Below are 21,251 nucleotides of genomic sequence, written 5' to 3'. Positions count from 1 at the left end.
TTACGCGTAGGGATCGGGAATGGCAAGCCTCGCAAGCGCGGCGCGCTCGATCGCTTCCATCTCCTCCGCCTCGGCGTCGGTCTCGTGATCATAGCCCAAAAGATGCAGCAGGCCATGGATGACGAGATGGCTGATATGGTTCGCAATCGGCTTGTCTTCCAGGGCGGCCTCGCGCGACACCCTCTCGGAGGCGAGCACGATATCGCCCAGCATCGGCGGCAGCCGGCCGCCTTTCGGGAAGGAAAAAGCCGGGAAAGACAAGACGTTGGTGGGCTTGTCCTTGCCGCGCCACTCGGCATTGAGCGTCTGGATATGGGCATCGTCGGAAAAAACGATGCTGAGCTCGGACGCCCCGCCAGCGCCGGTCTCGGCAAAGGCGGCCGCAACGGCGCGATCGACGAGAGGCATCAGCTCGGCTTCGGCAGGCCAGTCGCCGGCCTCGACGAAAATATCGATATCGACCGGCGTCTCGCCGCCAAATTCCGGACCGTCAGCCATGGATCCTTGATCAGCTTTCGGCGCCGAGGCCTCGCGCCAGCTTGCCGTCGCGGTCATAGGCCTTGACGATTTCGGCGACCAGCGGATGGCGCACCACGTCCCCTTCGTTGAAGCGGACGGTGACGATGCCAGGCACGCCGTCGAGGATACGCAGCGCCTCGACCAGGCCCGACTTGGTGTTGGGCGGCAGGTCGATCTGGGTCGGATCGCCGGTGACGATCATGCGCGAGTTCTCGCCGAGACGGGTCAGAAACATCTTCATCTGCATCGGCGTGGTGTTCTGCGCCTCGTCGAGGATCACCGCCGCATGCGCCAGCGTGCGGCCACGCATGAAGGCCAGCGGCGCGATCTCGATGACCTCGGCGGCGATCGCCCGCTCGACCTTGTCGGCCGGCATCATATCGTAGAGTGCGTCGTAGAGGGGCCGCAGATAGGGGTCGACCTTCTCCTTCATGTCGCCGGGCAGGAAGCCCAGCCGCTCGCCGGCCTCGACGGCGGGGCGCGACAGCACGATGCGCTCGACCATGCCGCGTTCGAGCAGCATCGCCGCATGCGCCACCGCCAGATAGGTCTTGCCGGTGCCGGCCGGGCCGATGCCGAAGACCATCTCGGAGCGCTCCAGCGCCCGCATATAGGCGTCCTGGGTGAGCGAACGGGCGTAGATCGTCTTCTTGCGCGTCGAGATCTGGGCGGCCGAAACCTTGCCCTTGCGCTCGAGCGTTGGCAGCGTCAGCTGGTCGTCGGCGGCAATCGCCATGCGCACGGCGCCGTCGACATCCGACTGGCCGATGTCGACGCCCTTCTGCAGGATGCCGTAGAGCGTATCCAGCGCGCGGCGCGCCTGTTCGGCGGCCGAAGCCGAGCCTTTGATCGCAAGCTGGTTGCCGCGCGAACGTATATCCACGCCGAGCTTCTGCTCGAGCCGGGCCAGATTCTCGTCGAACTGACCATAAAGGGCGCTGGCAAGCTTGTTGTTGTCGAAGGTCAGTACGATGTGCGCCATGTCGGAAGCCCCGGACGCCTGGTTCTGGGGCGGATTCTTCAGTTCAGCAGCGCTCAACCGTCTCTCCTCATCTGCCGAGGCCCGTCAGGCCAGTTCGGCGAACAGGCTGTTGGGGCCTGTCTTCGTGATTCGTACGTCGATAATGTCACCGATTCCACCGGCCTTGTCGTCAACAATAACCGGGTTCAGCCATGGCGAGCGGCCGACGATCTGGCCGGCACGGCGGCCGGGCTTCTCAATCAGCGTGCTGACGGTGCGGCCGACCAGGCCGGCGATGAAATTCCGCTGCTGCTCGTTGATCAGCGCCTGAAGGCGCTGCAGCCGTTCGTCCTTCACCGCTTCGGCGAGATGCCCGTCCATCTCGGCGCCCGGCGTGCCGGGGCGTGGCGAATATTTGAACGAAAAGGCCGAGGCGTAGTTCACCTCGCGCACCAGCTTCAGCGTCGCTTCGAAATCCTCGTCCGTCTCGCCGGGGAAGCCGACGATGAAGTCGCCGGACATGGCGATGTCGGGGCGCGCAGCGCGGATGCGCTCGATGAGCGCCAGGTAGTCACGTGCCCTGTGCCTGCGGTTCATTGCCTTCAAAATCCGGTCGGATCCCGACTGCACCGGCAAATGCAGATAGGGCATCAAGGCGGGCAGGTCACGATGCGCGGCGATCAATTCGTCGTCCATGTCGCGCGGATGGCTGGTTGTGTAGCGCAGCCGCGCCAGGCCGGGGATTTCCGCAAGCCGGAACAGCAGGCGGCCGAGGCCCCATTCCTTGCCGTTTTCGCCGACGCCGTGCCAGGCGTTGACGTTCTGGCCGAGCAGGGTCACCTCGCGCACGCCGGCCTCGGCCAGGCGCTCGGCCTCGGCGACGATCTGCGCCACCGGGCGCGAAACCTCGGAGCCGCGGGTGTAAGGCACCACGCAGAAGGTGCAGAACTTGTCGCAACCTTCCTGCACCGTGAGGAAAGCGGTGACGCCGCGCCTGGCAAGCTCGGCGCGCTTCGGCTGCGGCAGATGCTCGAACTTGTCCTCGATGGCGTATTCGGTCTCGACGACCTTCTCGCCGCCACGGACCCTTGCCAGCACGTCGGGCAGCCGGTGATAGGTCTGAGGCCCGATGACCAGATCGACCGCAGGGGCGCGGCGGATGATCTCGGCGCCTTCGGCCTGCGCCACGCAGCCGGCGACGCCGATCAGGAGTTCGCGGCCCGCCTCGGCGCGCTCGGCTTTCATGTCGCGGATGCGGCCAAGCTCGGAATAGACCTTTTCCGCCGCCTTTTCGCGGATATGACAGGTGTTGAGCAGCACCAGATCGGCGTCTTCGACGGCATCGATGCCAACATAGCCATCGGCAGCCAGCGCATCCGTCATGCGCTGGGAATCGTAGACATTCATCTGGCAGCCATAGGTCTTGACGAAGACCTTTTTCGCCGTCCGGTCGGTGCCGGCCGAGTGCTCGGCGGCAGCGCCGATGTCGGGGCTTTCAATCGTGTTCAATTCCATCGGGCGGCTTCTAGCGCCTTTCCATGACAAAAAACAGCCGATTCTGCCTTGCGACGCGTCATGCGCCCCGGACTCACCGGCTCTTGGCCGGCTCGGCGAGGATAGCCTGCATCATCTGGCGCACCTTGGCTTCCATCAGCCTTGCCGTTTCCTTGCGGTTCGAGCCCTTCGAGAACGGCACCGGCTCGCCGAAATACACCTCGGCATCGATCGCGCCTTCGGCGAGCAGGGTCTTCAGATGCGGCATCAGATCCTGGTCGCCGATCCAGGCGGACATCAGCCGATGACGGCGGCCCATCGGCATGCCGTGCAGGCGCGTATATGCGATCGCCACGGGTTGGATGAAGACCTGGTCCGCGGCGCCTTCCGAAATCGCCATCGAGGCCGCGCCGAAGAGCGTGCTCTTGAACGGCAGCACGAGGTTGCCGTCCCCGGTCGAGCCTTCGGCGAACAGCACCATGGCGTCGCCTTTTGCCATCCTTTTGGCGATCTCGCTTGCCTGGTCGCCGGAGGTGCGCTTGCGCTCGCGCTCGATGTAGACGGTGCGCTGCAGCTTGGACAGCATGCCGATCAGCGGCCAGCCCTCCATGTCTGCCCTGGCGATGAACTTCACATCGACGAAGGAGCCGAGCACCATGATGTCGGTCCAGGAGATATGGTTGGCCGCGACCAGCAGCGGACGTTCCCTGGCCAACGCGCCCTTCACATGCACCCGCATGCCCAGCGCCCTCAGGATCATGCGGTGCCAGATTTTGAGGATGAAGGTATCGGGCCAGAGCCCCATCTTCATCGACAGGATCTGCAGTGGCACCAGCACCAGTGAACAGACGACGACATAGCCGAGCGCCAGGAAAATCCGTAATTTCTTGATCATTCGCTCCGGCCCCAACATTACAGCGCCGCGCGCCTTAGGGCGCGCAAAGGACGCTGTAACACTCTCGCTTGGCGCATGATCCTTTCCGAAAATCGGAGCCGATTTTCGTGGTCATGCGCGACTGTGGCTAGCGAAGATCGCGGCGCATGACAAGCGCGCCGGTCGGGCCGTGCTCGGTCGAACGGTAATAGTTCGGGCGATGGCCGACCTGGACAAAGCCAAGCCTGCGGTAGAGGCCGATCGCCGGCGCGTTGGTCTCGTCGACCTCGAGGAAGAGCGCTTCGGCGCGTTGTGCATGCAATTCGCGCAATACCGCGTCCATCAATTGCCAGCCGAGGCCCTGGCGGCGATGGCTACGGGCGACGGCCACGGTCAGGATCTCACCCTCGCCGGCCGCGAGCCGCGCCAGCACGAAGCCGACCGGCGGCTTGGCGCCTTGGCCGGTTTCGCGCGCCGCATAGCCGAACACGGTGTCCTGTTCGAGCAGTGCTGCGAACTCGCCATCGGTCCAGGGCCGCACGAAATCCTCGCGATGCAGCTCCGAGACGGCGGCGCTGTCGGCAACCGTCAGCGGTTCCAAGGCATAATCCCTGCGGCGCGGCTGAAAGAACGGTATGCGCATCAGGAGTCTTTTCTCTTTGGACCATGATCTTTTCCAAAAACCGGGTCCCCCTTTTTGGGATCATGGTCTGCCTTGGAACCCTTGGGGGTCTGCCTTGGAAGAATAAAGCCTGCCTGCGGCTTGGCGTCGGCGCCGCGCAGATAGAGCGGCTTGGGCTTTTCGCCCGGCTCCCTGATCGAGGCCAGCCTGGCATAGGTCGCGATGTCGGCGGTGGCGGCGACCGGGCCGGTGTCGAAGGCACGGCCCGCCATCTCGGCAAGCTGCGGCGCGGCGGTGCCGACCAGCACCGCTTCGGCGTTGACGGCCATGGTTGTCGCCCCGGAAAGCGTGACCACGGAAGGTCCGTAAGTTTCAGCTAACACTTCGTCATAGAGCGCGGCATGGATTTCCTCACGGCCGGCGTCGAGCGCGGCAAACACCGCGCGTCCGGGAAACGCGCTCGCCCCCTCCGCCGCCAGCGCTTCCAGCGTCGTCACGCCGATCGCCGGGATTTTCAGCGCCAACGCCAGGCCGCGCGCGGCCGAGACGCCGACACGCAGGCCGGTGAAGGAACCGGGCCCGACCGAGACGGTAAGGGCGTCAAGGTCAGGATAGCCGATGCCGCCGGCTTGCAAGGCAGTTTCGATGACGGCCATCAGATGCTCGGCATGCCCCTTGCCGAGGTCGCGTACCTCGCGGCCAAGCTCCTTCCCCGCGCCTGCGTCGTAGACGCAAGCGGCGCAGAGACTGGCAGCGCAATCGATGGCAAGCAGTTTCATTTAGGCAGCTTCATACGGCCGGTTAAAGAACTGGATCGAAACACAATTCCCTCTGCCCGGCATAGGCGGCCGCCGCAAGGGCCAGGTCGAGAAATGTTAAGCGGCTTTGCTTCCACGCGCGGCGATCACGCCGACGCCGCGATGCGCAGCATGTGGTTGTCCCAGACATAATCCGGTTCGGTACGGGTAGCTCCGGCGCCGCCGACGATTTCGCCGGCGCGGGTCGTCGCCATGAAGCCGGCGCGGTCGGGCGCGAGGCCGCAAACCTCGACCAGCGCTTTGGTCGCGACCACGCGTGCGCTGGCGGCGTCGAGGACGGCAAGCGAATTGCCCTCCGGCGAGGTGACGGCGACCGTGCCTGTCGCGGCGTTGGCGGCGACCGAGCCGATGTAATTGCGGAAGCCTGAGAGCACGTCCTGCGGCATCTCCAAGAGCTGGAGCTCCTTGCCGCGTGCGGCACGGCCGACCAGCGCCGGGCGGTCGGTTGCCGGCCCGCGATACTGGCAGCCGAACCAGACGGTGCCCGCCTGGTCGCGATCCATGTGTCGGATCGAAAGCTGATGCAGCGCCGGCGGCAATTCGTGCTTTTCGATGAGGTCGCCGGTGATGCGGTCGACCAGCGTGTAGGACGGCTTCATCGTCGCGATGTTGAGTTCGGCGCGGCCGAAATCGGGATGGGTCTCGATGCCGCCATTGGCGATGGCTAAAGTGCGGCCGTCGCCGAGCAGGAGCAGCTCATGCGGGCCCATGCCGTAGGTCGGGAACTCGCCGACGCGATTGAATTTCTCCCGCGCGTCATAGACGCCCACGACACCTGCCGCGTTGTCGAAATCGTTCTCCGTCGCATAGAGCAAGGCGCCGTCGGGCGAGAACACGCCATGGCCGAAGAAATGCCGGCCGGCGATGCTAGCGATGGTCAGCGGCTTGTCGCGGCCGGCATGGTCGAAGACCACGGCAAAGGTGCCGGGCTGGCGGGCAAAGATCACCGAACGCTTCGACACCGGATCGAAAGTGACGTCGTGGCCACGGTCGGGCAGATCGACTGTGTGCAGGATTTTCCCCGCCTCGGAGAGCACGGCGGCGCCGAAGCTGCCGTCGCGCTTGACGAAAGCAGTGGCAAACACCGCATCCGCGGCAAGCGTGTCGGCCCAGGCGCGCGGCGCCATCGCGGCTGCGAAGCCCACGCCCGCGGCCCGCAGGAAATCGCGGCGATCGATGAGGGCGGTGCTCACGGCATCAATCCCCATCCAGCGACGAGAAGCCCGCCGTCAGGCCGAATTCGGCGGTCATCCTGGTGCCGATCAGGGTGGACAGGCTGGAGGTGATCAGCGCGAAATGCTCGAGCTTGTCGCGCAGCGCAGGGTCGGCGAGCACCTTGTCGATCGGGCCGGCAACGGATTTCGCGGTTGTCACGCCGTTGCTGAGCTGGATGTGGATGGACTCGGCCATCCATTGCGCATCGGCGGGCAGCGCGTCGCCGAGCCTGGAGGCCTGGAACAGCTGGTCGATGCCGGAGAGATTTCCGGCAAGCGAAGCCGTCGCTTTCTGCGAGCGCCAATAGATCGCCTGCTTCGGCTTGTCGGCCTGGGGCTTGGCGCCGAGAAAACCCTTGAGCCGCACGTCGCGGATCATTTCCAGCTCGTTGATGAAGAGGCCGACCAGTTCCGTGACCGCTTCGTTGCCGTCGCGGTAGAGCGGGTTCTTCGGCCCCGGATTGGCCCAGAGCGACGCGAAGCCGTCGGGCTTTTGCCAGGCGTCACGCACCTCGCCCGCCATCGTTTCGATGTTGGTGGCAACCGCGGCGCCATAGGCGCAGCGGTAAGGATTGTCTTTCCCGGCAAGTGTTTCGGCGCCGTCGCCGTAAAGCACATATTCGAGCGCGCCGAGGCCCTGCATGGCGACGCTCTTTTGCGCCAGTTGCGCCGGATCGGTGGCGGAAGCATCCTTCGATGCGAGCGTGGCCTGCACTTGCCTCAGGCCGATGCTCTTGCGGTCCGGCCAATAGAGCATGCGCTCCAGCCGGTTGTTCTCCTTGATCGGTCCGAAGGCGATGATCTCGGCCACCGACCAGGCCTCGACGGTACTGGAAAACGCCGAGCGCGCCGCTTCGAGATTTTGCCCAGACGGCGCTTCGCAAAGCTGGTGCATCGCCTTGGTCAGGCCCGCAGCATGCATGTCGAGGCTGGCATAGGCTGGACGGACGAAACCGTCGATGGCGCGGCCGATGACATCTGAAGCCTTGACCGCGGCCGCCACCGGCAGCACAGCGGCCAGAAGGAACGGAAGAGCAAGGGCAAGGCGCTTCGACATCAGAGCGACGCGTTTCGGCATCATAAGGACTCCAGGAATTTGACCAGCGCCTCACGATCAGCCGCGGCGGCGCCGGCGAAACGGTCGCGCGCCTTCTGGCTCTCGCCGCCATGCCACAGGATCGCCTCGGCAAGCGTGCGGGCGCGGCCGTCATGCAGATAGAAAGCATTGCCGTTGACCGTCGCGGTAAGGCCGATGCCCCAGAGCGGCGGGGTGCGCCACTCGCTGCCGCTTGCTTCACCCACCCGCTGCCCATCGGCAAGCCCCTCGCCCATGTCGTGCAGCAGGAAGTCGGAATAGGGCCAGATCAGCTGGAAGGCCTGCACCTTGTCGGGCGTGCCGCGCATGGTAACGAATTTCGGCGTGTGACAGGAGATGCAGCCCATCTCGTAGAACTGCTTTTTGCCAGCGAGCACGTCAGGCTTGCCAATATCGCGCCGCGCCGGCACGGCCAGATTCTGCGAATAGAAGGTGACGAGGTCCATCACCGGCGGTGGCGCCTCGGCCGTGCCGAGGCGTTGCTGCACCCCGTCCGGCATGGCGAGGCAATCCGTTTGCGCCTTGGTGCAATCGCCCCAATGCTTCGGCATTTCCGGCGTGGAGATGCCGATATCGCCGGCAAAGGCGGCGGCCGCTTGCTGGCGGATCGACGCGGCCTGTGCCTTCCAGCCGAAGCGGCCCAAGGTCACCGCTGCGCGCAGTTCGTCGCGCACGATGTTCGGCCGGCCCGAAATGCCGTCACTGTTGCGATCGTCCGGATCGGCATTGGCGAGGATATCGGCCGGTGCGATCTGCTCGATCAGGCCCAGCCCGATCATCGGCGGCGTCAGGCGTGGCGACAGCGTGGTGCGCGGATCGAGCGGACCGTAGCCGAGATTTTCGATCGTATAGCTCGGCTTGCGCAGTGAAACCACGGTGCCGTCGCCGAGCGTCACCTTTTGCTCCTGGTAATCGACGCGCATCCGGCCTTCGCCCTTGAGTCCGGGAACCGCAAGGTCCTGCAATTGCGCGCCATAGACCGGGTCCGGAAAATTCAGCAGCTTATGGTCGGCAAGCGCTGCCTTTTCCTCGGCGCTGCCGGCGTCGCGCGCCAGCCGCAGGAACATCGATGTCGATCCGGCATCGCTTTCCGGAGGACGCCCGCGGCCATCCTTCAGATGGCAGTTCTGGCAGGCGCGTTCGTTGAAGAGCGGGCCAAGACCATCCGAAGCCTGGGTCGAGGACGGCGACGACACCCAGGTCTTGCGAAACAGCGCGTTGCCGAGCTTGAAGGTTGCCTCTTCCTCGAAGGTGATATTGGCGGAGGATTGCGAGAAGGCATCGCGGTTGGCGTCCTTGCGCGACGTGCCGGCGCCACCCTGCATCAGCTCGAACGGCTCCGGCCTGGTGAAATTGGTCGTTGGCCTGGTGACGGCCAGAACCCGCGCCTGGTCCTTCGGCGTCAGATCGGCGCGGCTTGTCGGCAGGGCGGCGGGCTCACCGGCTACGGCCGATGCGGAAAGCGTGATCGCCAGCAAAAGCGGTGCCCCGCGACCAATCCGGTATCGCGGGGTCGTCTGGGACGGCAAGCCGTGAATCCCGGCCTGCCACGCGCGGCGCGAAAAATCTACGGGGCGCCGCATTCCCGCATGTCCTTATTCCGCCTCGTTGGCCGAGTCGGCGTTGAGCTGGCCGTATTTTTCCTCGCCGATCGAGGCAAGCAGATCGAGCTGCGTTTCCAGGAAGTCGATATGTCCTTCCTCGTCGGTCAAAAGATCCTCGAACAGCTTCATCGAAACGAAATCGCCTTCGTCCTGGCAGATCTCGCGCGAGCGCTTGTAGGCGGTGCGCGCGTCATATTCGCCGGCGAGATCGGATTCGAGCACTTCCTTGACGTTCTGGCCGATGCGCAACGGCGCGACGGACTGCAGGTTGGGATGGCCTTCGAGGAAGATGATGCGCGCGATCAGCCGGTCGGCGTGATGCATCTCCTCGATCGATTCCGCCCGCTCCTTCTTTGCCAGCTTGGTGTAGCCCCAATCCTCGAGCAGACGATAATGCACCCAGTATTGGTTGACGGCTCCAAGCTCGAGAAACAGAGCTTCATTAAGCCGCTCGATGACCTGCGGTTCGCCTTTCATGGGTTCTGCTCCCGTATTGGCCGCGCAAGCCTCGCACGCGATCCAGGTGTGAAACGATGTCCACGCCCCCCACCTCTGAGCGGGCGTGGTAGTGCTCGGTGACCCGAATGATCGTTTCCACCACATTTGGGAAACAGCCGCAACAGCGACCGCGCTTAGCCATCGCGTGGTAGACCTTCGCGGGCACGATCAGTTGCCAGGGATCCTGATCCAGCAGGCCGACAATCGTCTGCTCGATCTCCTTTTCGGTGATGATGTTGCAATGGCAGATCAGCATCTACTTGCTCTGGCTGACGGCGCCGTTCCGGCGCCGCTTGGCTGGTTTCTCAATTGAGCATGATTTGTCCAAAAACCGGCTTTTGGGATCATGCCCGATCTTACTTGAACACCTTGTCGGGCGCGTCGAGGCTGTCGGAACCCTCGAAAGCGATCTGGTTCAGCTTGAGCGAGCCGACGGCGCGCTCGATCGACTTGGTCTGGTCGATCAGGGCGTCGATCGCCGCCTGCACGGTGGCATTGCCTTCGGCATTGCCCTCGGCGATCTGCTGGTCATAGGCCTCGCCGGCGAGAGCACGCGCCTGGATGGCCTCCATCTTGGCGACGGTGGTGTCGAGCTTGCCCGACAGCTCCTTGTTGATCGCCGGATCGGCTGCCTTCACCATGTCGGAGACCGATGGACCCGAAACCACGGAGCCATCGAGCCGCTTGTAGCTGGCATGGTAGGCGTCACGGATGCCGACCGCGTCATAAAGATGCGAGATGTAGGTGTTGTCGGAGAAGCAGTCGTGCTCCTCTTCCGGATCGTGCAGCAACAGGCCGAGCTTCATGCGCTCGCCGGCCAGTTCGCCATAGGAGAGCGAGCCCATGCCGGTGAAGATGGTGGAGATGGCGGCATTCGCATCGCCGTCGGTGAGGTTCTTGCGCGCCGCGCCGTCCTCCTTCCAGTTGTCGACCATTTCCCGCAGGTCTGACACCAGAAGGTCGCTTGCCGACTTCAGATATTCGGCGCGGCGGTCGCAATTGCCACCCGTGCAGTTCTTGAGGTCGTAATCTGTATAGGGCCGCTCTCCCGCGCCAGGGCCGGTGCCATGCAGATCCTGCCCCCAGAGCAGGAATTCGATGGCGTGATAGCCGGTCGCGACATTGGCTTCGACGCCGCCGGCCTCCTGCAGCGTGCCGGACAGGAATGCGGGCGTCAGCTTCGAGGCATCGACCTTCTTGCCGTTGATCTCGATTTCCTTGTTGGCGATGACGTTGGCCGTATAGAGCGCGTTTTCGTCCGACTCGGTGCCGTAACTCTTGGCGACATAGTCGATCAGGCCCTCATCCAGCGGCCAGGAATTCACCTTGCCTTCCCAGTCGTCGACGATCTTGTTGCCGAAGCGGTAGACCTCGGTCTGCTGGTAAGGAATGCGCGCGGCCTTCCAGGCTTCGCGCGCGGCGTTCAACGTGTCGGCCGAGGGGCTGGCGACCAGCGCATCCACCGCCTTGTCCAGCGCCTGCGCAGTGGTCAGTGAATCCTCGTATTTGGCTAAAGCGATGTCGGCATAGGTCTTGATCACCGCCTTGGCGTCGGCCTCGGCTTTCGCCGGCAACACGAACACCGCCGCCGTCAGTGCAGCCGTGGCGCAGATCGCAGCCAGCCTGCCGCCATTACGTGCCGTCATCATCCTTCTCCAGTTCTTTGGAAATTCAATAAAAGGCGTCCACCCCCGCCGAGGCATGAGCATGCCGGGAAAAATGGTGGCCGCGCCGATGCGCGGTTCGCGATAAAAAGACACCCACTTGCCTCCAATCGAAAGGGTTCAAGGCCCAGACATCAAAGGAATACGCTTTGCGCGCAGCCCTCCATAAAGCGATGGAGAGGCTTGGAGTCAACTGGTGAGACAGAAAAATCAATTGAAACAATAGTTTAGAATTATTCTAAACTACAACAATCAACTTTTAACCCGGTATTGCCTCGCTGGCCCGATTGACAGACAGCCATTCTGGGTGCGACCCGATCCGCGGCTCTTGCGGCGGCGGCAGACAATCGCCACCTGGCGCAAGAGCCTAGATTTGCTGACCAAAAGGATTGCGATGACGAACGGGGTTTTGATTGTCGGTGCGGGCCATGCCGGTGTGCAAGCCGCCGCCAGCCTGCGCGAAGAGGGCTATGAAGGGCCGGTCATCCTGGTCGGCGACGAGCAGGACCTGCCCTATCACAAGCCGCCGCTGTCCAAGACCTTCATCAAGGACACCGAGGCCAAGCCGCAGCCCTTGCGCGGCGAAGCCTTCTACACTGGCAACAACATCGACTACCGGCCGGGCGTGCGCATCGACAGCATCGATACCCGCGCGGGCCAGTTGAATGTCGCAGGCGGCGGAACGCTTGCCTTCGACCGGCTGGTGCTCGCGACCGGCTCGCGGCCGCGCCTGCTCAAGCTTAACGGCGCCGGCCTTGCCGGCGTGGTCTCGCTGCGTTCGCTGGCCGATGCGCGCCTGATCCGCGAGCTCAGCGCACAAAGCGAGGATGTGGTCATTCTCGGCGGCGGCTTCATCGGGCTGGAGATCGCGGCGACGCTAAGGGCCGGCGGCCGCAACGTCACCGTCGTCGAGGCGGTCGACCGGCTGCTCGGCCGCGCCGTGGCGCCGATCATCGCCGCGCATGTGCGCCAGCGCCTGGGAGCGATCGGCGTGCGCATCCTGACCGGCACCACCATTGCCCGCCTGGAGGGCGAAGGCGATCGCGTCTCGGCCGCGATCACGTCAGGCGGCGAGCGCCTGCCGGCGCAAATGGTAATCATCGGCATCGGTGTGGTGCCCAATGTCGAATTGGCGGAAGCTGCCGGCCTGCCTACCGGCAACGGCATCCGCGTCGACCAGCATATGCAGAGCTCTATTCGCGAAATCCTCGCCATCGGCGACGCGGCCTCCTACCGGCATTGGTTCACCGGTGGCGACGTGCGGCTGGAATCGGTGCAGAACGCCACTGACCAGGCCAGGCTTGCCGCACGCACCGTCCTCGGCCATGCCGAGCCCTTCTCGGCCGTGCCATGGTTCTGGTCGGATATCGGCGACATGAAGCTGCAGATGGTCGGCCTGACTCAAGGCGGCGATCACCATGTCGTGCTGGGCGATCTCGCCGAGAACAAGTTCTCGATCTACCACTATGCGGGCAGCCGGCTGCTCGGCATCGAATCCGTCAACCGCCCGGCCGACCATATGCTTGGCCGCAAGATGCTTGGCGCCGGCTTCTCGCCGACGCCGCAGACGGTGGCAGGCGGGTCGGATGCGCTGAAGGCAGCCCTTGCGGCCTTCAGCCAGGACGAACCGGCCAGGGCGACGGGCTAGGCTAGGACGCGCCCTTCAGGCGGCCCGCGCCTCGCGGATCGAGGTCTCCAGGATATCCAGCGCCTCGGTCATGACGCCGTCCTGGATGGTGATCGGCGACAGGAAGCGGATGACGTTGCCGTAGACGCCGCAGGTGAGCAGGATGAGGCCCTTGTCCAGCGCCTTCAGCCTGACCGCGTTGGCGAATTCCGCCGAGGGCAGCCCCTTCTTCTCGTCGTTGAACTCGACGGCGTTCATGAAGCCTGGGCCGCGGATGTCGACGATCGCCGGCACGTCCTCGCGGATCGAAACCAGCCGCTGCTTCAGCCTGGCGCCCAGCGCATTGGCGCGGTCGCAGAGCTTTTCTTCTTCGATGACGTCGAGCACGGCGTGCGCAGCGGCAACGCCGATCGGGCTGCCGCCATAGGTGCCGCCGAGCCCGCCGGGGCCGGGCGCGTCCATGATCTCGGCGCGGCCGGTGACGGCCGACAGAGGGAACCCGCCGGCGAGGCTCTTGGCCATGGTGGTGAGGTCGGGCGCAACATCATGGTGATCCATGGCGAACATCTTGCCGGTGCGGGCAAAGCCGGTCTGCACCTCGTCGGCGACGAGCAGGATGCCGTGCTGGTCGCAGATCTTGCGAAGCGCTGCCATGAAATCGCGCGGCGCTTCGTAGAAACCCCCCTCGCCCTGAACCGGCTCGACGATGATGGCGGCAACGCGGCCCGGATCGACGTCGGCCTTGAACAGCTTGTCGAGCGCGGCAAGCGAATCGGCGACCGACACGCCATGCAGCGCGACCGGGAACGGCGCGTGGAAGACATCGCCCGGCATGGCGCCGAAGCCAACCTTGTAAGGCACGACCTTGCCGGTCAGCGCCATGCCCATGAAGGTGCGGCCATGGAAGCCGCCCGAAAAGGCGATGACCGCCTGACGGCCGGTGGCGTTGCGGGCGATCTTGATGGCGTTCTCGACCGCCTCGGCGCCGGTGGTGACGAACACGGTCTTCTTGTCGAACTTGCCGGGCAGCATGCCGTTGAGGCGCTCGGCGAGATGCACGTAGCTCTCATAGGGTACGACCTGATGGCAGGTGTGGGTGAAGCGGTCGAGCTGCTGCTTGACGGCCTCGATCACCTTCGGATGGCGATGGCCGGTGTTGACGACGGCGATGCCGGACGAGAAGTCGATGTAGCGGCGGCCTTCGACATCCCAGATTTCCGAATTCTCGGCGCGATCGGCGTAAATCTGCGTCGTCATGCCGACGCCGCGCGAGATCGACTGGTTCTTGCGTTCGGAAATGGCTGAATTCTTCATATCGTCCCTCATCGGGCATCCCTGTTCGGGATCGCGCCCGTTCCGTTGATCGAAATCCTTCTGACCTTATTTCACGTTTTCCTCAAGTTGGCACGTTGGCCCAGTCGATTGGGCCTGGCGGCGAGCGAGGTCCTCCTCAGTCGGCGTGCACCGTTCGGGCGGAATATTACGCCCTCACAAATCCCTCGCTCGCCCTCAGCAGGTTGCGCGTATAATCCTCGCTCACCCGATGCCCGATCAGCTGGCTCGCGGTCAGCGTCTCCACCGCCTCGCCGTTCTGCATCACCATCAGCCGCTCGCACATATGGGTGATGATGGCGAGGTCGTGGCTGACCATCAGGAAGGTGAGCTTACGGCGCCGCCGCACCTCCTCGAGCAGGTTCAGCACCTCCGCCTGCACCGAGGCGTCGAGCGCCGAGGTCGGCTCGTCGAGCAGCAGGATCGAAGGTTCCAGGATCAGCGCACGAGCGATCGCCACGCGCTGGCGCTGGCCGCCGGAGAGCTGGTGCGCGTAACGGAAGCGGAAGCCCTTGCCAAGCCCAACCTCGTCCAGCGCGCGCTCGATGCGCTTCTCGCCGTCGGCGATGCCGTGGATGGCCAATGGCTCCTGCAGCAGGCGGTCGACCGTCTGTCGCGGATGCAGCGAGCCGTAAGGATCCTGAAAGACCATCTGCACCTCGCGATAGAACGCCTTGTCGCGGGTTTTGCCGAGCGTCTTGCCGTTGACGGTAATGGTGCCTGCGGAAACCGGCGCGAGGCCCGTGATGGCTCTCAGCAGCGTCGACTTGCCGGAACCGCTTTCGCCGACGAGGCCGTAGGATTCGCCTTCCCTGACCTCGAGGCTGACGCCCTTCAGCGCGCGAAAACGGTCGAAGACCACTTCCAGCCCTTCGACAGTGATGGAAGCCGTCATGCCGCCCACTCCGGCTTGCGGTCGAGGACCGGCAGCGGATGGCGCTCGAAGCCGATCCTCGGCATGCAATTGAGCAGGCCGCGCGTGTAAGGGTGCTGAGCGTCGCGCAGCTCCGAAGCCTTGATCTGCTCGACGACCTTGCCGGCATACATGACGACGACGCGGTCGCAGAAGGACGAAACCAGGCGCAGATCGTGCGAGATGAAGATCAGCCCCATGCCGCGCTCGGCGACGAGCTTGTCGAGGATCTTGAGCACGTCGAGCTGCACGGTGACGTCGAGTGCCGAGGTCGGTTCGTCGGCGATCATCAGCTCCGGCCCGGTGACCAGCATCATGGCAATCATGGCGCGCTGGCCCATGCCGCCCGAGACCTCGTGCGGGTAAAGGTCGAAGACGCGGGCCGGATCGCGGATCTGCACCGCCTGCAGCATGGCTAAAGCGCGCTCGCGCGCCTCGGCCTTGGAGACTTTTTCATGCGTGCGCAGCGTCTCGACGATCTGGCGGCCGATGGTCATCACCGGATCGAGCGAATATTTCGGATCCTGCAGGATCATGGCGATGCGGCTTCCCCGCAGCGCCCGGCGTTCACGCGGCGACATGGATAGCAAGTCCATGCCGTCGAAGGCGAGCCTCTTCGCCGACACCTCGGCCTGCGGCGGGGTAACGCCCATGATGGCGCGGCCGGTCTGCGATTTGCCGGAGCCGCTCTCGCCGACAATGCCGAGACGCTCGCGTCCGAGCGAGAAGGAGACGCCGCGCACGGCCTGCACGAGGCCGGTACGGGTCGGAAAGGTGACGCGCAGATCGTCGACTTCGAGGAGCGTGTCGCTCATTGATCGCCACTCATTGGTCGCCGCTCCGGGGGTCGAGTGCGTCGCGCAGGCCGTCGCCGAGCAGGTTGAAGCCGAGGCTGACGATGAGGATGGCCGCACCTGGGGCTGCGGCAACCCACCACTGGTCGAGGATGAAGCGGCGGCCGGACGCGATCATCGCGCCCCATTCGGGCAGCGGCGGCTGCGCGCCGAGACCGAGGAAGCCAAGGCCGGCGGCGGTGAGGATGATGCCCGCCATGTCGAGCGTGACGCGGATGATCAGCGAGGATATGCAGAGCGGCATGATGTGGCGCAGCACGATGCGAAACGGCGAGGCGCCCATCAATTGCACCGCCTTGATGTAGTCGGAGTTGCGCACCGTCAGCGTTTCGGCGCGGGCAATGCGCGCGTATGGCGGCCAGGAGGTGATGGCGATTGCCAGCACGGCGTTCTCGATGCCGGGGCCGAGCGCCGCCACGAAAGCCAGCGCCAGCACCAGCTTCGGAAAGGCGAGGAAGATATCGGTGATGCGCATCAGGATCGTGTCGGTCCAGCCGCCGGCATAACCGGCGATCGTGCCGACCAGCAGGCCGATGGGCGCGGCGATGATGGCGACGAGGATCACCACATAAAGCGTCCAGCGCGCGCCGTAGACGACGCGCGAATAGATGTCGCGGCCGAGGTCGTCGGTGCCGAACCAGTGCGCGGCGCCGGGCGGCAGCAGGCGGGCGTTCTTGAGATCACCAACGGTCGGCGAATAAGGCGCCAGCACGTCGGCAAACGCGGCGACCACCAGCAGCGCGACAATGATCAGCATGCCGACCAGCGCCAGCCGGTTGGCGGAGAAGCGGCGCCAGGCGACATAGGCGCGGCCGAGCCTTGCCTGCAGGCGCGAGGCCGGCCGCTCGCTCAACAGCCACGCGCGCCGGGATTGGATGCTTGCAACGCTCATCCGGTCTTCGTCCTTGGATCGAGCAGCCGGTAGAGCAGATCGGAGAAAAGATTAATGGCGATGAAGACCGAGCCGATGGCAATGGTGCCGCCGAGCACGGCGTTCATGTCGGCATTCTGCAGCGAATTGGTGATGTAGAGGCCGATGCCCGGCCAAGAAAAGACGGTCTCGGTCAGCACCGAGCCTTCGAGCAGGTTGGCGTATGAAAGCGCGATCACCGTCACCATCGGCACGGCGGCGTTGCGCAGCGCGTGACCCCAGATGATGCGACGCTCCGACAGGCCCTTGGCGCGCGCCGCGACGATGTATTCCTGCGCCAGCTCGTTCAGCATGAAGGAGCGGGTCATGCGGCTGATATAGGCGAGCGACAGATAGCCAAGCAGCGCGGCCGGCAGGACAATGTGGCGCCAGGCATCGTAGAAGACGTCCCACTGCCCCTGGATCGCGGCATCGAGCAGATAGAAGCCGGTGATCGGCGTGAAGGTGTATTCGTAGACGACATCGAGCCGCGCCGGGAAGGCGATCCATTGCAGCTTGGCGTAGAACAGCACCAGCCCGAGCAGCCCCAGCCAGAAGATCGGCACGGAATAGCCGATGAGGCCGACGATGCGGGCGACCTGATCGATGAGGCTGCCGCGCTTGACGGCGGCCAGCACGCCGAGCGGCACGCCGATGACGGCGCCTATGATTGTGCCCAGCGTCGCCAGTTCGATGGTCGCCGGGAAAACGCGGCGGATATCGGACATCACCGGATTGGTGGTCAGCACCGACGTGCCGAAGTCGCCCCTCAGCGCAGCTTTGACATAGAGGTAGAACTGCTCGATCCAGGGCAGATCGAGGCCCATCTCCCGGCGCGTGCGCTCGACGACGGCGGTGGGCGCGCGATCGCCGAGAACGGCCAGCACCGGATCGATCGGGATGACCCGGCCGATAAAGAAGGTCACCGCGAGCAGACCGAGATAGGTCGTGACCGCGATGACCAGAAAGCGGCCGAGCGACGATAGGATGGCGACGGCGCGGGCGCTGCCGCGCCCGGCCGCCGCCTGGTTTTCAGCTACGCTCACGCGTCGCGCCCGGGGTTACTGCTTCGAGACCGCCCAGACGAAATTGGTATCGAAGCTCGGGCCGAGCTTGAAGCCCTGGAGGTTCTTGCGCAGGCCCGCCACTTCCAGCTGCTGGTGGATGATGACGAAGGGGCTGGTGTCCATGATCTTCTGCTGCAGGTCCTTGTACATATCGGCGCGCTTAGCCGCATCCTTCTCCAGCAATGCCGCCTCGGTTTCCTTGGTCAGGTCCGGAATGTCCCAGGCATTGCGCCAGGCCAGCGTCTTGATCTTGGCGTTGTCGGAATTGTCCGGGTTGGAGGCAAAAGTCTGGGCGTTGGAGTTCGGATCGAAATAGTCCTGACCCCAGTTGCCGATATAGATGTCGTGGTTGCGGGCACGGTATTTGGTCAGCGTCTGCTTACCATCGCCCGGAATGATCTCCAGCTTGATGCCGGCCTGGCCGAGCGTCTGCTGGATCGATTCCGCCATGCCGGTGGTCGGCTGACCGGTGCGCACGTCCATCGTTACTTTGAAGCCATCGGGCACCCCGGCCTTGGCCAGAAGCTCCTTGGCCTTGGCGACGTCGAACTTGAAAGGATTGTCATCGATGGCGCCGAGGTCGCCCTTGGGCAGGAAAGACTGATGGATCTCGCCGATGCCTTTGAGGATAGTGGTGCTCAACGCGTCGTAATCGACCAGATATTTGAACGCCTGCCGAACCTCGGGTTTGGCGAGCGTTGGGTTCTTCTGGTTGAGGCTGATGTAGTAGACCGTGCCCTTCGGCGCGCTGGTGGTGGTGAGATCGGCGTTCTTGGCAATGGCGTCGAGATCGTTCGGCTCGAGATTGCGGGCAACATCGATATCGCCGGCTTCAAGCGCCAGGCGCTGCGCCGAGCTTTCCTTCATGTTGCGGTAGATGACGCGGGCGAGCTTGGCCTTCTCGCCATTGTAATTGTCGTTGCGCTCCAGCACGACGGCCTCGTTGGCGCGCCATTCGCGCAGCTTGTACGGTCCCGAGCCGGCATAGCCGGTCTTCAGCCAGGCATTGCCGAAATCGTTGTCCCATTTGTAGTCGGCGCTCGGCGCGACGGCGGCGACATGCTCCTTGACCAGCTTCGCATCGACGACCGAAGCAACGGTGGCCGACAGGCAGTTGAGCACGAAGCTCGGCGCATAGGCCTTGTCGACGACGAACTGGAAGGTGGTGTCGTCGACGGCCTTGGCCTTTTCGGTAACGTTGTCGCCGGTGATACCGAATTGGTTGATGATGAAAGCCGGGCTCTTGTCGAGCTTGATGGCGCGTTCGAAGGAATAGGCGACGTCCGCTGCGGTGATCGGATTGCCGGATGCGAATTTCATGCCGGGCTTCAGCTTGAAAGTGTAGGTCAGGCCGTCATCGGAAACGGTCCAGCTCTCGGCAAGGTCGCCCTTGACCTTCGAGGTGTCGCTGAGGTCGAGCCGGACCAGCAGATCATAGGTGTTGCCGGTGACTTCGGCCGTCGACAGCTCGAACGCTTCGCCAGGGTCCATCGAGATGATGTCGTCGATGGCAAAGCCCTCGACCAGCGTGTCGGCGGGCGTGACCGCGAAGGCGGGCGCGACGAGCAGCGCGGACAGCGCGGCGCCCGCCAGCAAGGCGCGAGAGCGGAGAGCAAACTTTTCCAGCATCATGGTGATCGTTCCCTGTTTTGTTTGACCTGAGTTCCCGGCTCAGGGCTGTATTATTCTTGCAAGCCGGCTGCGGCTTTGACCGCTTACCGTCGTGTTTTTTGTCCAGTTGGTCAACACCCTATTCAGCGGTTTTCGAACCGGCAACGCGCATTTTGCGAGACACTGTATCGAACCAAACGGATCGCGATGAGTCGGCCCATGCGCCGGCTAATTGAACCGCCGATCCGCAAAAATCTACCAGGATCGGTCTCTAGCGGGCAGCTATTTTAGCTGGGCGACCAGCGCGGCATCGGGAAAGCAGGTGGCGGACTTGCCTTTCTTTGCCTGCCAGATGCCGATCGAGCGGCGGGTCTTGAAGCCGGGCAGGCCGTCGGCGCTGCCGACATCGTAGCCCTTGTCCTCCAGTGCCCGCTGCAGAGCGGCGATATCGGAGCGGTGGAGATCGCCGACCGCGCCCCAGGCACCGACGAAGTTGGCGTCGCCTTTGGCAATGCGGTCGGCGGCATGGCCGATGAACAAGCCGTAGAGATCGCTGTTGTTGTATTGCTTCAGCACATAGAAGTTCGGCGTGACGATGAAGGCCGGGCCGCTGCGCCCGGCCGGCATCAGCAGGAAACCCTCGGCCTTCAATTCGCTCGCTGCAAACGCCTTACGATCGACGCGCCGGATGCCCATCGCCACCCAATCGGCGATCTTCTTGCCCTGGTCGGGTCCTTCGAGAGAGCAGGAGACATTGGTCGGCACCGTCACCTCGGTCCCCCAGCCGCGCCCCCGCACCCAGCCGTAATGGACGAGGTAGTTGGCGATCGAAGCGAGCACGTCGGGCGTCGAATTCCAGATGTCGGGCCGGCCGTCGCCGTCGAAGTCGACGGCGTGCTTCAAGAAGGAGGTCGGCATGAATTGCGGCTGGCCGAGCGCGCCGGCCCAGGACGATTTCATCGCGTTGACCGGCGCCAGCCGGCGCTCGACGATTTCGAGCGCCGCCAACACCTCGGTGCGGAAGAAATCCTTCTTGGTCGACATGAACGCCTTGGTGCCCAGCACCTCGAAGGCGTCGTAGGGCATCTTGGCCGCGCCGTAGCCGGTCTCGCGACCCCAGACCGCCAGCACGATCTCGCCCGGCACGCCGTAACGCTTCTCGATCAGCCCGAGCACCCGGGCGTTGGCGCCCTCGCGTGTGCGCCCGCCCAAGGTGACGGCACGGATGATCTTCTCGGCGAAATAGTCGGCAGGCGGGCCGAACTCGGCCTGGTGCTGTTTCTGCGGCGTCGTCGGTTTCTCGCCGGGCAGGACGAGATCGGGCAGTTTCAGGTTCGGCTTCACGCCGAGGAAGGCCTCGTCGAAGGTCTTTTTCGAGATGCCTTTGGACTTGGCTTCGGGCCAGAGGTCGTTTTGAAGCCAGGCCTGGAACTGGTCATCGATGGGGGCGGCGTGGGAGGGGGTGGTGAAAGAGAAAACCAACGCGGCCAAAAAGAGCACAGTGGCGAATACGCGGAGGTAGCGTTCCTTCACACCCCCCGGCTTCGAAGGACGCATTCCAGACACAGTGCGC

The 21,251-nt window shown here is 64.3% G+C and carries 21 protein-coding genes; 2 read left to right on the top strand and 19 right to left on the bottom strand.

The genetic code is table 11. The features are described 5' to 3' along the window. The 11 genes from ybeY to LB528_RS21280 all read right to left on the bottom strand — a co-directional run bounded on the left by ybeY (position 1) and on the right by LB528_RS21280 (position 9,896). Complete coding sequence (gene ybeY, locus LB528_RS21330) at positions 1 to 498, bottom strand: rRNA maturation RNase YbeY (protein WP_224716205.1); 498 nt, start codon at positions 496 to 498, stop codon at positions 1 to 3. A gap of 10 nt (positions 499 to 508) precedes the next feature. After that, on the bottom strand, positions 509 to 1,501 hold the full coding sequence (locus LB528_RS21325; protein WP_224514303.1) for a PhoH family protein: 993 nt from the start codon (positions 1,499 to 1,501) through the stop codon (positions 509 to 511). 84 nt (positions 1,502 to 1,585) lie between these two features. Further along, complete coding sequence (miaB, locus tag LB528_RS21320; RefSeq protein ID WP_224716204.1) at positions 1,586 to 2,995, bottom strand: tRNA (N6-isopentenyl adenosine(37)-C2)-methylthiotransferase MiaB; 1,410 nt, start codon at positions 2,993 to 2,995, stop codon at positions 1,586 to 1,588. Positions 2,996 to 3,068: 73 nt separating this feature from the next. Then, positions 3,069 to 3,869 (bottom strand): lysophospholipid acyltransferase family protein, encoded by an 801-nt coding sequence (locus tag LB528_RS21315; protein WP_224716203.1) that lies wholly within the window; start codon positions 3,867 to 3,869, stop codon positions 3,069 to 3,071. Positions 3,870 to 3,996: 127 nt separating this feature from the next. Further along, positions 3,997 to 4,491: a GNAT family N-acetyltransferase gene (locus tag LB528_RS21310; protein WP_224716202.1), complete on the bottom strand. Its 495-nt coding sequence runs from the start codon at positions 4,489 to 4,491 to the stop codon at positions 3,997 to 3,999. Continuing rightward, the gene (tsaB, locus tag LB528_RS21305) at positions 4,491 to 5,249 is read right to left on the bottom strand and encodes a tRNA (adenosine(37)-N6)-threonylcarbamoyltransferase complex dimerization subunit type 1 TsaB (RefSeq protein WP_224716201.1); all 759 of its coding nucleotides are present in this window, start codon (positions 5,247 to 5,249) and stop codon (positions 4,491 to 4,493) included. Before tsaB ends, LB528_RS21310 begins: the two co-directional genes overlap by 1 nt. Positions 5,250 to 5,374: 125 nt before the next feature. Next, entirely contained in the window at positions 5,375 to 6,481 is a 1,107-nt protein-coding gene (locus tag LB528_RS21300; protein ID WP_224716200.1) for a DUF1513 domain-containing protein, read from the bottom strand. A gap of 4 nt (positions 6,482 to 6,485) precedes the next feature. Further along, positions 6,486 to 7,559, bottom strand: a complete 1,074-nt coding sequence (locus LB528_RS21295; protein WP_224716214.1) for an imelysin family protein — start codon at positions 7,557 to 7,559, stop codon at positions 6,486 to 6,488. Between the two features lie 20 nt (positions 7,560 to 7,579). After that, positions 7,580 to 9,181, bottom strand: coding sequence for a di-heme oxidoredictase family protein (locus tag LB528_RS21290; RefSeq protein WP_224716199.1), 1,602 nt, complete (start codon positions 9,179 to 9,181; stop codon positions 7,580 to 7,582). Between the two features lie 12 nt (positions 9,182 to 9,193). Further along, a complete protein-coding gene (bfr, locus tag LB528_RS21285) occupies positions 9,194 to 9,679 on the bottom strand; it encodes a bacterioferritin (RefSeq protein WP_224581843.1) in 486 nt (161 codons plus the stop codon). Then, positions 9,645 to 9,896, bottom strand: coding sequence for a (2Fe-2S)-binding protein (locus LB528_RS21280; protein ID WP_224716213.1), 252 nt, complete (start codon positions 9,894 to 9,896; stop codon positions 9,645 to 9,647). The genes bfr and LB528_RS21280 overlap by 35 nt, the downstream gene beginning before the upstream one ends. Here LB528_RS21280 and LB528_RS30445 point away from each other — a divergent pair. Then, on the top strand, positions 9,804 to 10,013 hold the full coding sequence (locus LB528_RS30445; protein ID WP_224716212.1) for a hypothetical protein: 210 nt from the start codon (positions 9,804 to 9,806) through the stop codon (positions 10,011 to 10,013). The two genes, LB528_RS21280 and LB528_RS30445, sit on opposite strands and share 93 nt — an antisense overlap. Positions 10,014 to 10,056: 43 nt before the next feature. Here the strand turns inward: LB528_RS30445 and LB528_RS21270 are convergent, their stop codons facing one another. Further along, complete coding sequence (locus LB528_RS21270; RefSeq protein ID WP_224716198.1) at positions 10,057 to 11,346, bottom strand: imelysin family protein; 1,290 nt, start codon at positions 11,344 to 11,346, stop codon at positions 10,057 to 10,059. Positions 11,347 to 11,758: 412 nt separating this feature from the next. On the opposite strand from LB528_RS21270, the gene LB528_RS21265 reads away from it, so the two are divergent. After that, a complete protein-coding gene (locus tag LB528_RS21265) occupies positions 11,759 to 13,012 on the top strand; it encodes an NAD(P)/FAD-dependent oxidoreductase (RefSeq protein ID WP_224716197.1) in 1,254 nt (417 codons plus the stop codon). Between the two features lie 15 nt (positions 13,013 to 13,027). Here LB528_RS21265 and LB528_RS21260 read toward each other — a convergent pair whose 3' ends face one another. The 7 genes from LB528_RS21260 to LB528_RS21230 form a co-directional block, all read right to left on the bottom strand. Then, positions 13,028 to 14,305, bottom strand: a complete 1,278-nt coding sequence (locus LB528_RS21260; RefSeq protein ID WP_224716196.1) for a 4-aminobutyrate--2-oxoglutarate transaminase — start codon at positions 14,303 to 14,305, stop codon at positions 13,028 to 13,030. Between the two features lie 166 nt (positions 14,306 to 14,471). Then, positions 14,472 to 15,218 carry an ABC transporter ATP-binding protein gene (locus tag LB528_RS21255; RefSeq protein ID WP_224514123.1) on the bottom strand — a complete coding sequence of 249 codons (747 nt, stop codon included), beginning with the start codon at positions 15,216 to 15,218 and terminating at the stop codon, positions 14,472 to 14,474. Continuing rightward, positions 15,215 to 16,051, bottom strand: coding sequence for an ABC transporter ATP-binding protein (locus tag LB528_RS21250; RefSeq protein ID WP_224716195.1), 837 nt, complete (start codon positions 16,049 to 16,051; stop codon positions 15,215 to 15,217). Before LB528_RS21250 ends, LB528_RS21255 begins: the two co-directional genes overlap by 4 nt. A gap of 10 nt (positions 16,052 to 16,061) precedes the next feature. Continuing rightward, the gene (nikC, locus tag LB528_RS21245; protein ID WP_224716194.1) at positions 16,062 to 16,982 is read right to left on the bottom strand and encodes a nickel transporter permease; all 921 of its coding nucleotides are present in this window, start codon (positions 16,980 to 16,982) and stop codon (positions 16,062 to 16,064) included. Continuing rightward, positions 16,979 to 18,046, bottom strand: coding sequence for an ABC transporter permease (locus LB528_RS21240; RefSeq protein WP_224716193.1), 1,068 nt, complete (start codon positions 18,044 to 18,046; stop codon positions 16,979 to 16,981). The genes nikC and LB528_RS21240 overlap by 4 nt, the downstream gene beginning before the upstream one ends. 15 nt (positions 18,047 to 18,061) lie before the next feature. Beyond that, positions 18,062 to 19,699, bottom strand: coding sequence for an ABC transporter substrate-binding protein (locus tag LB528_RS21235; protein ID WP_411962228.1), 1,638 nt, complete (start codon positions 19,697 to 19,699; stop codon positions 18,062 to 18,064). A gap of 261 nt (positions 19,700 to 19,960) precedes the next feature. Next, positions 19,961 to 21,235, bottom strand: a complete 1,275-nt coding sequence (locus LB528_RS21230; protein ID WP_263487398.1) for a lytic murein transglycosylase — start codon at positions 21,233 to 21,235, stop codon at positions 19,961 to 19,963. Positions 21,236 to 21,251 lie beyond the last annotated feature (16 nt).

The sequence above is a fragment of the Mesorhizobium sp. CA4 genome, from assembly GCF_020165075.1.
Taxonomy (GTDB): Bacteria; Pseudomonadota; Alphaproteobacteria; order Rhizobiales; family Rhizobiaceae; genus Mesorhizobium.
The sequence above is the reverse complement of the archived record's forward strand: the minus strand, read 5'-3'. Positions and strand labels throughout refer to the sequence as shown.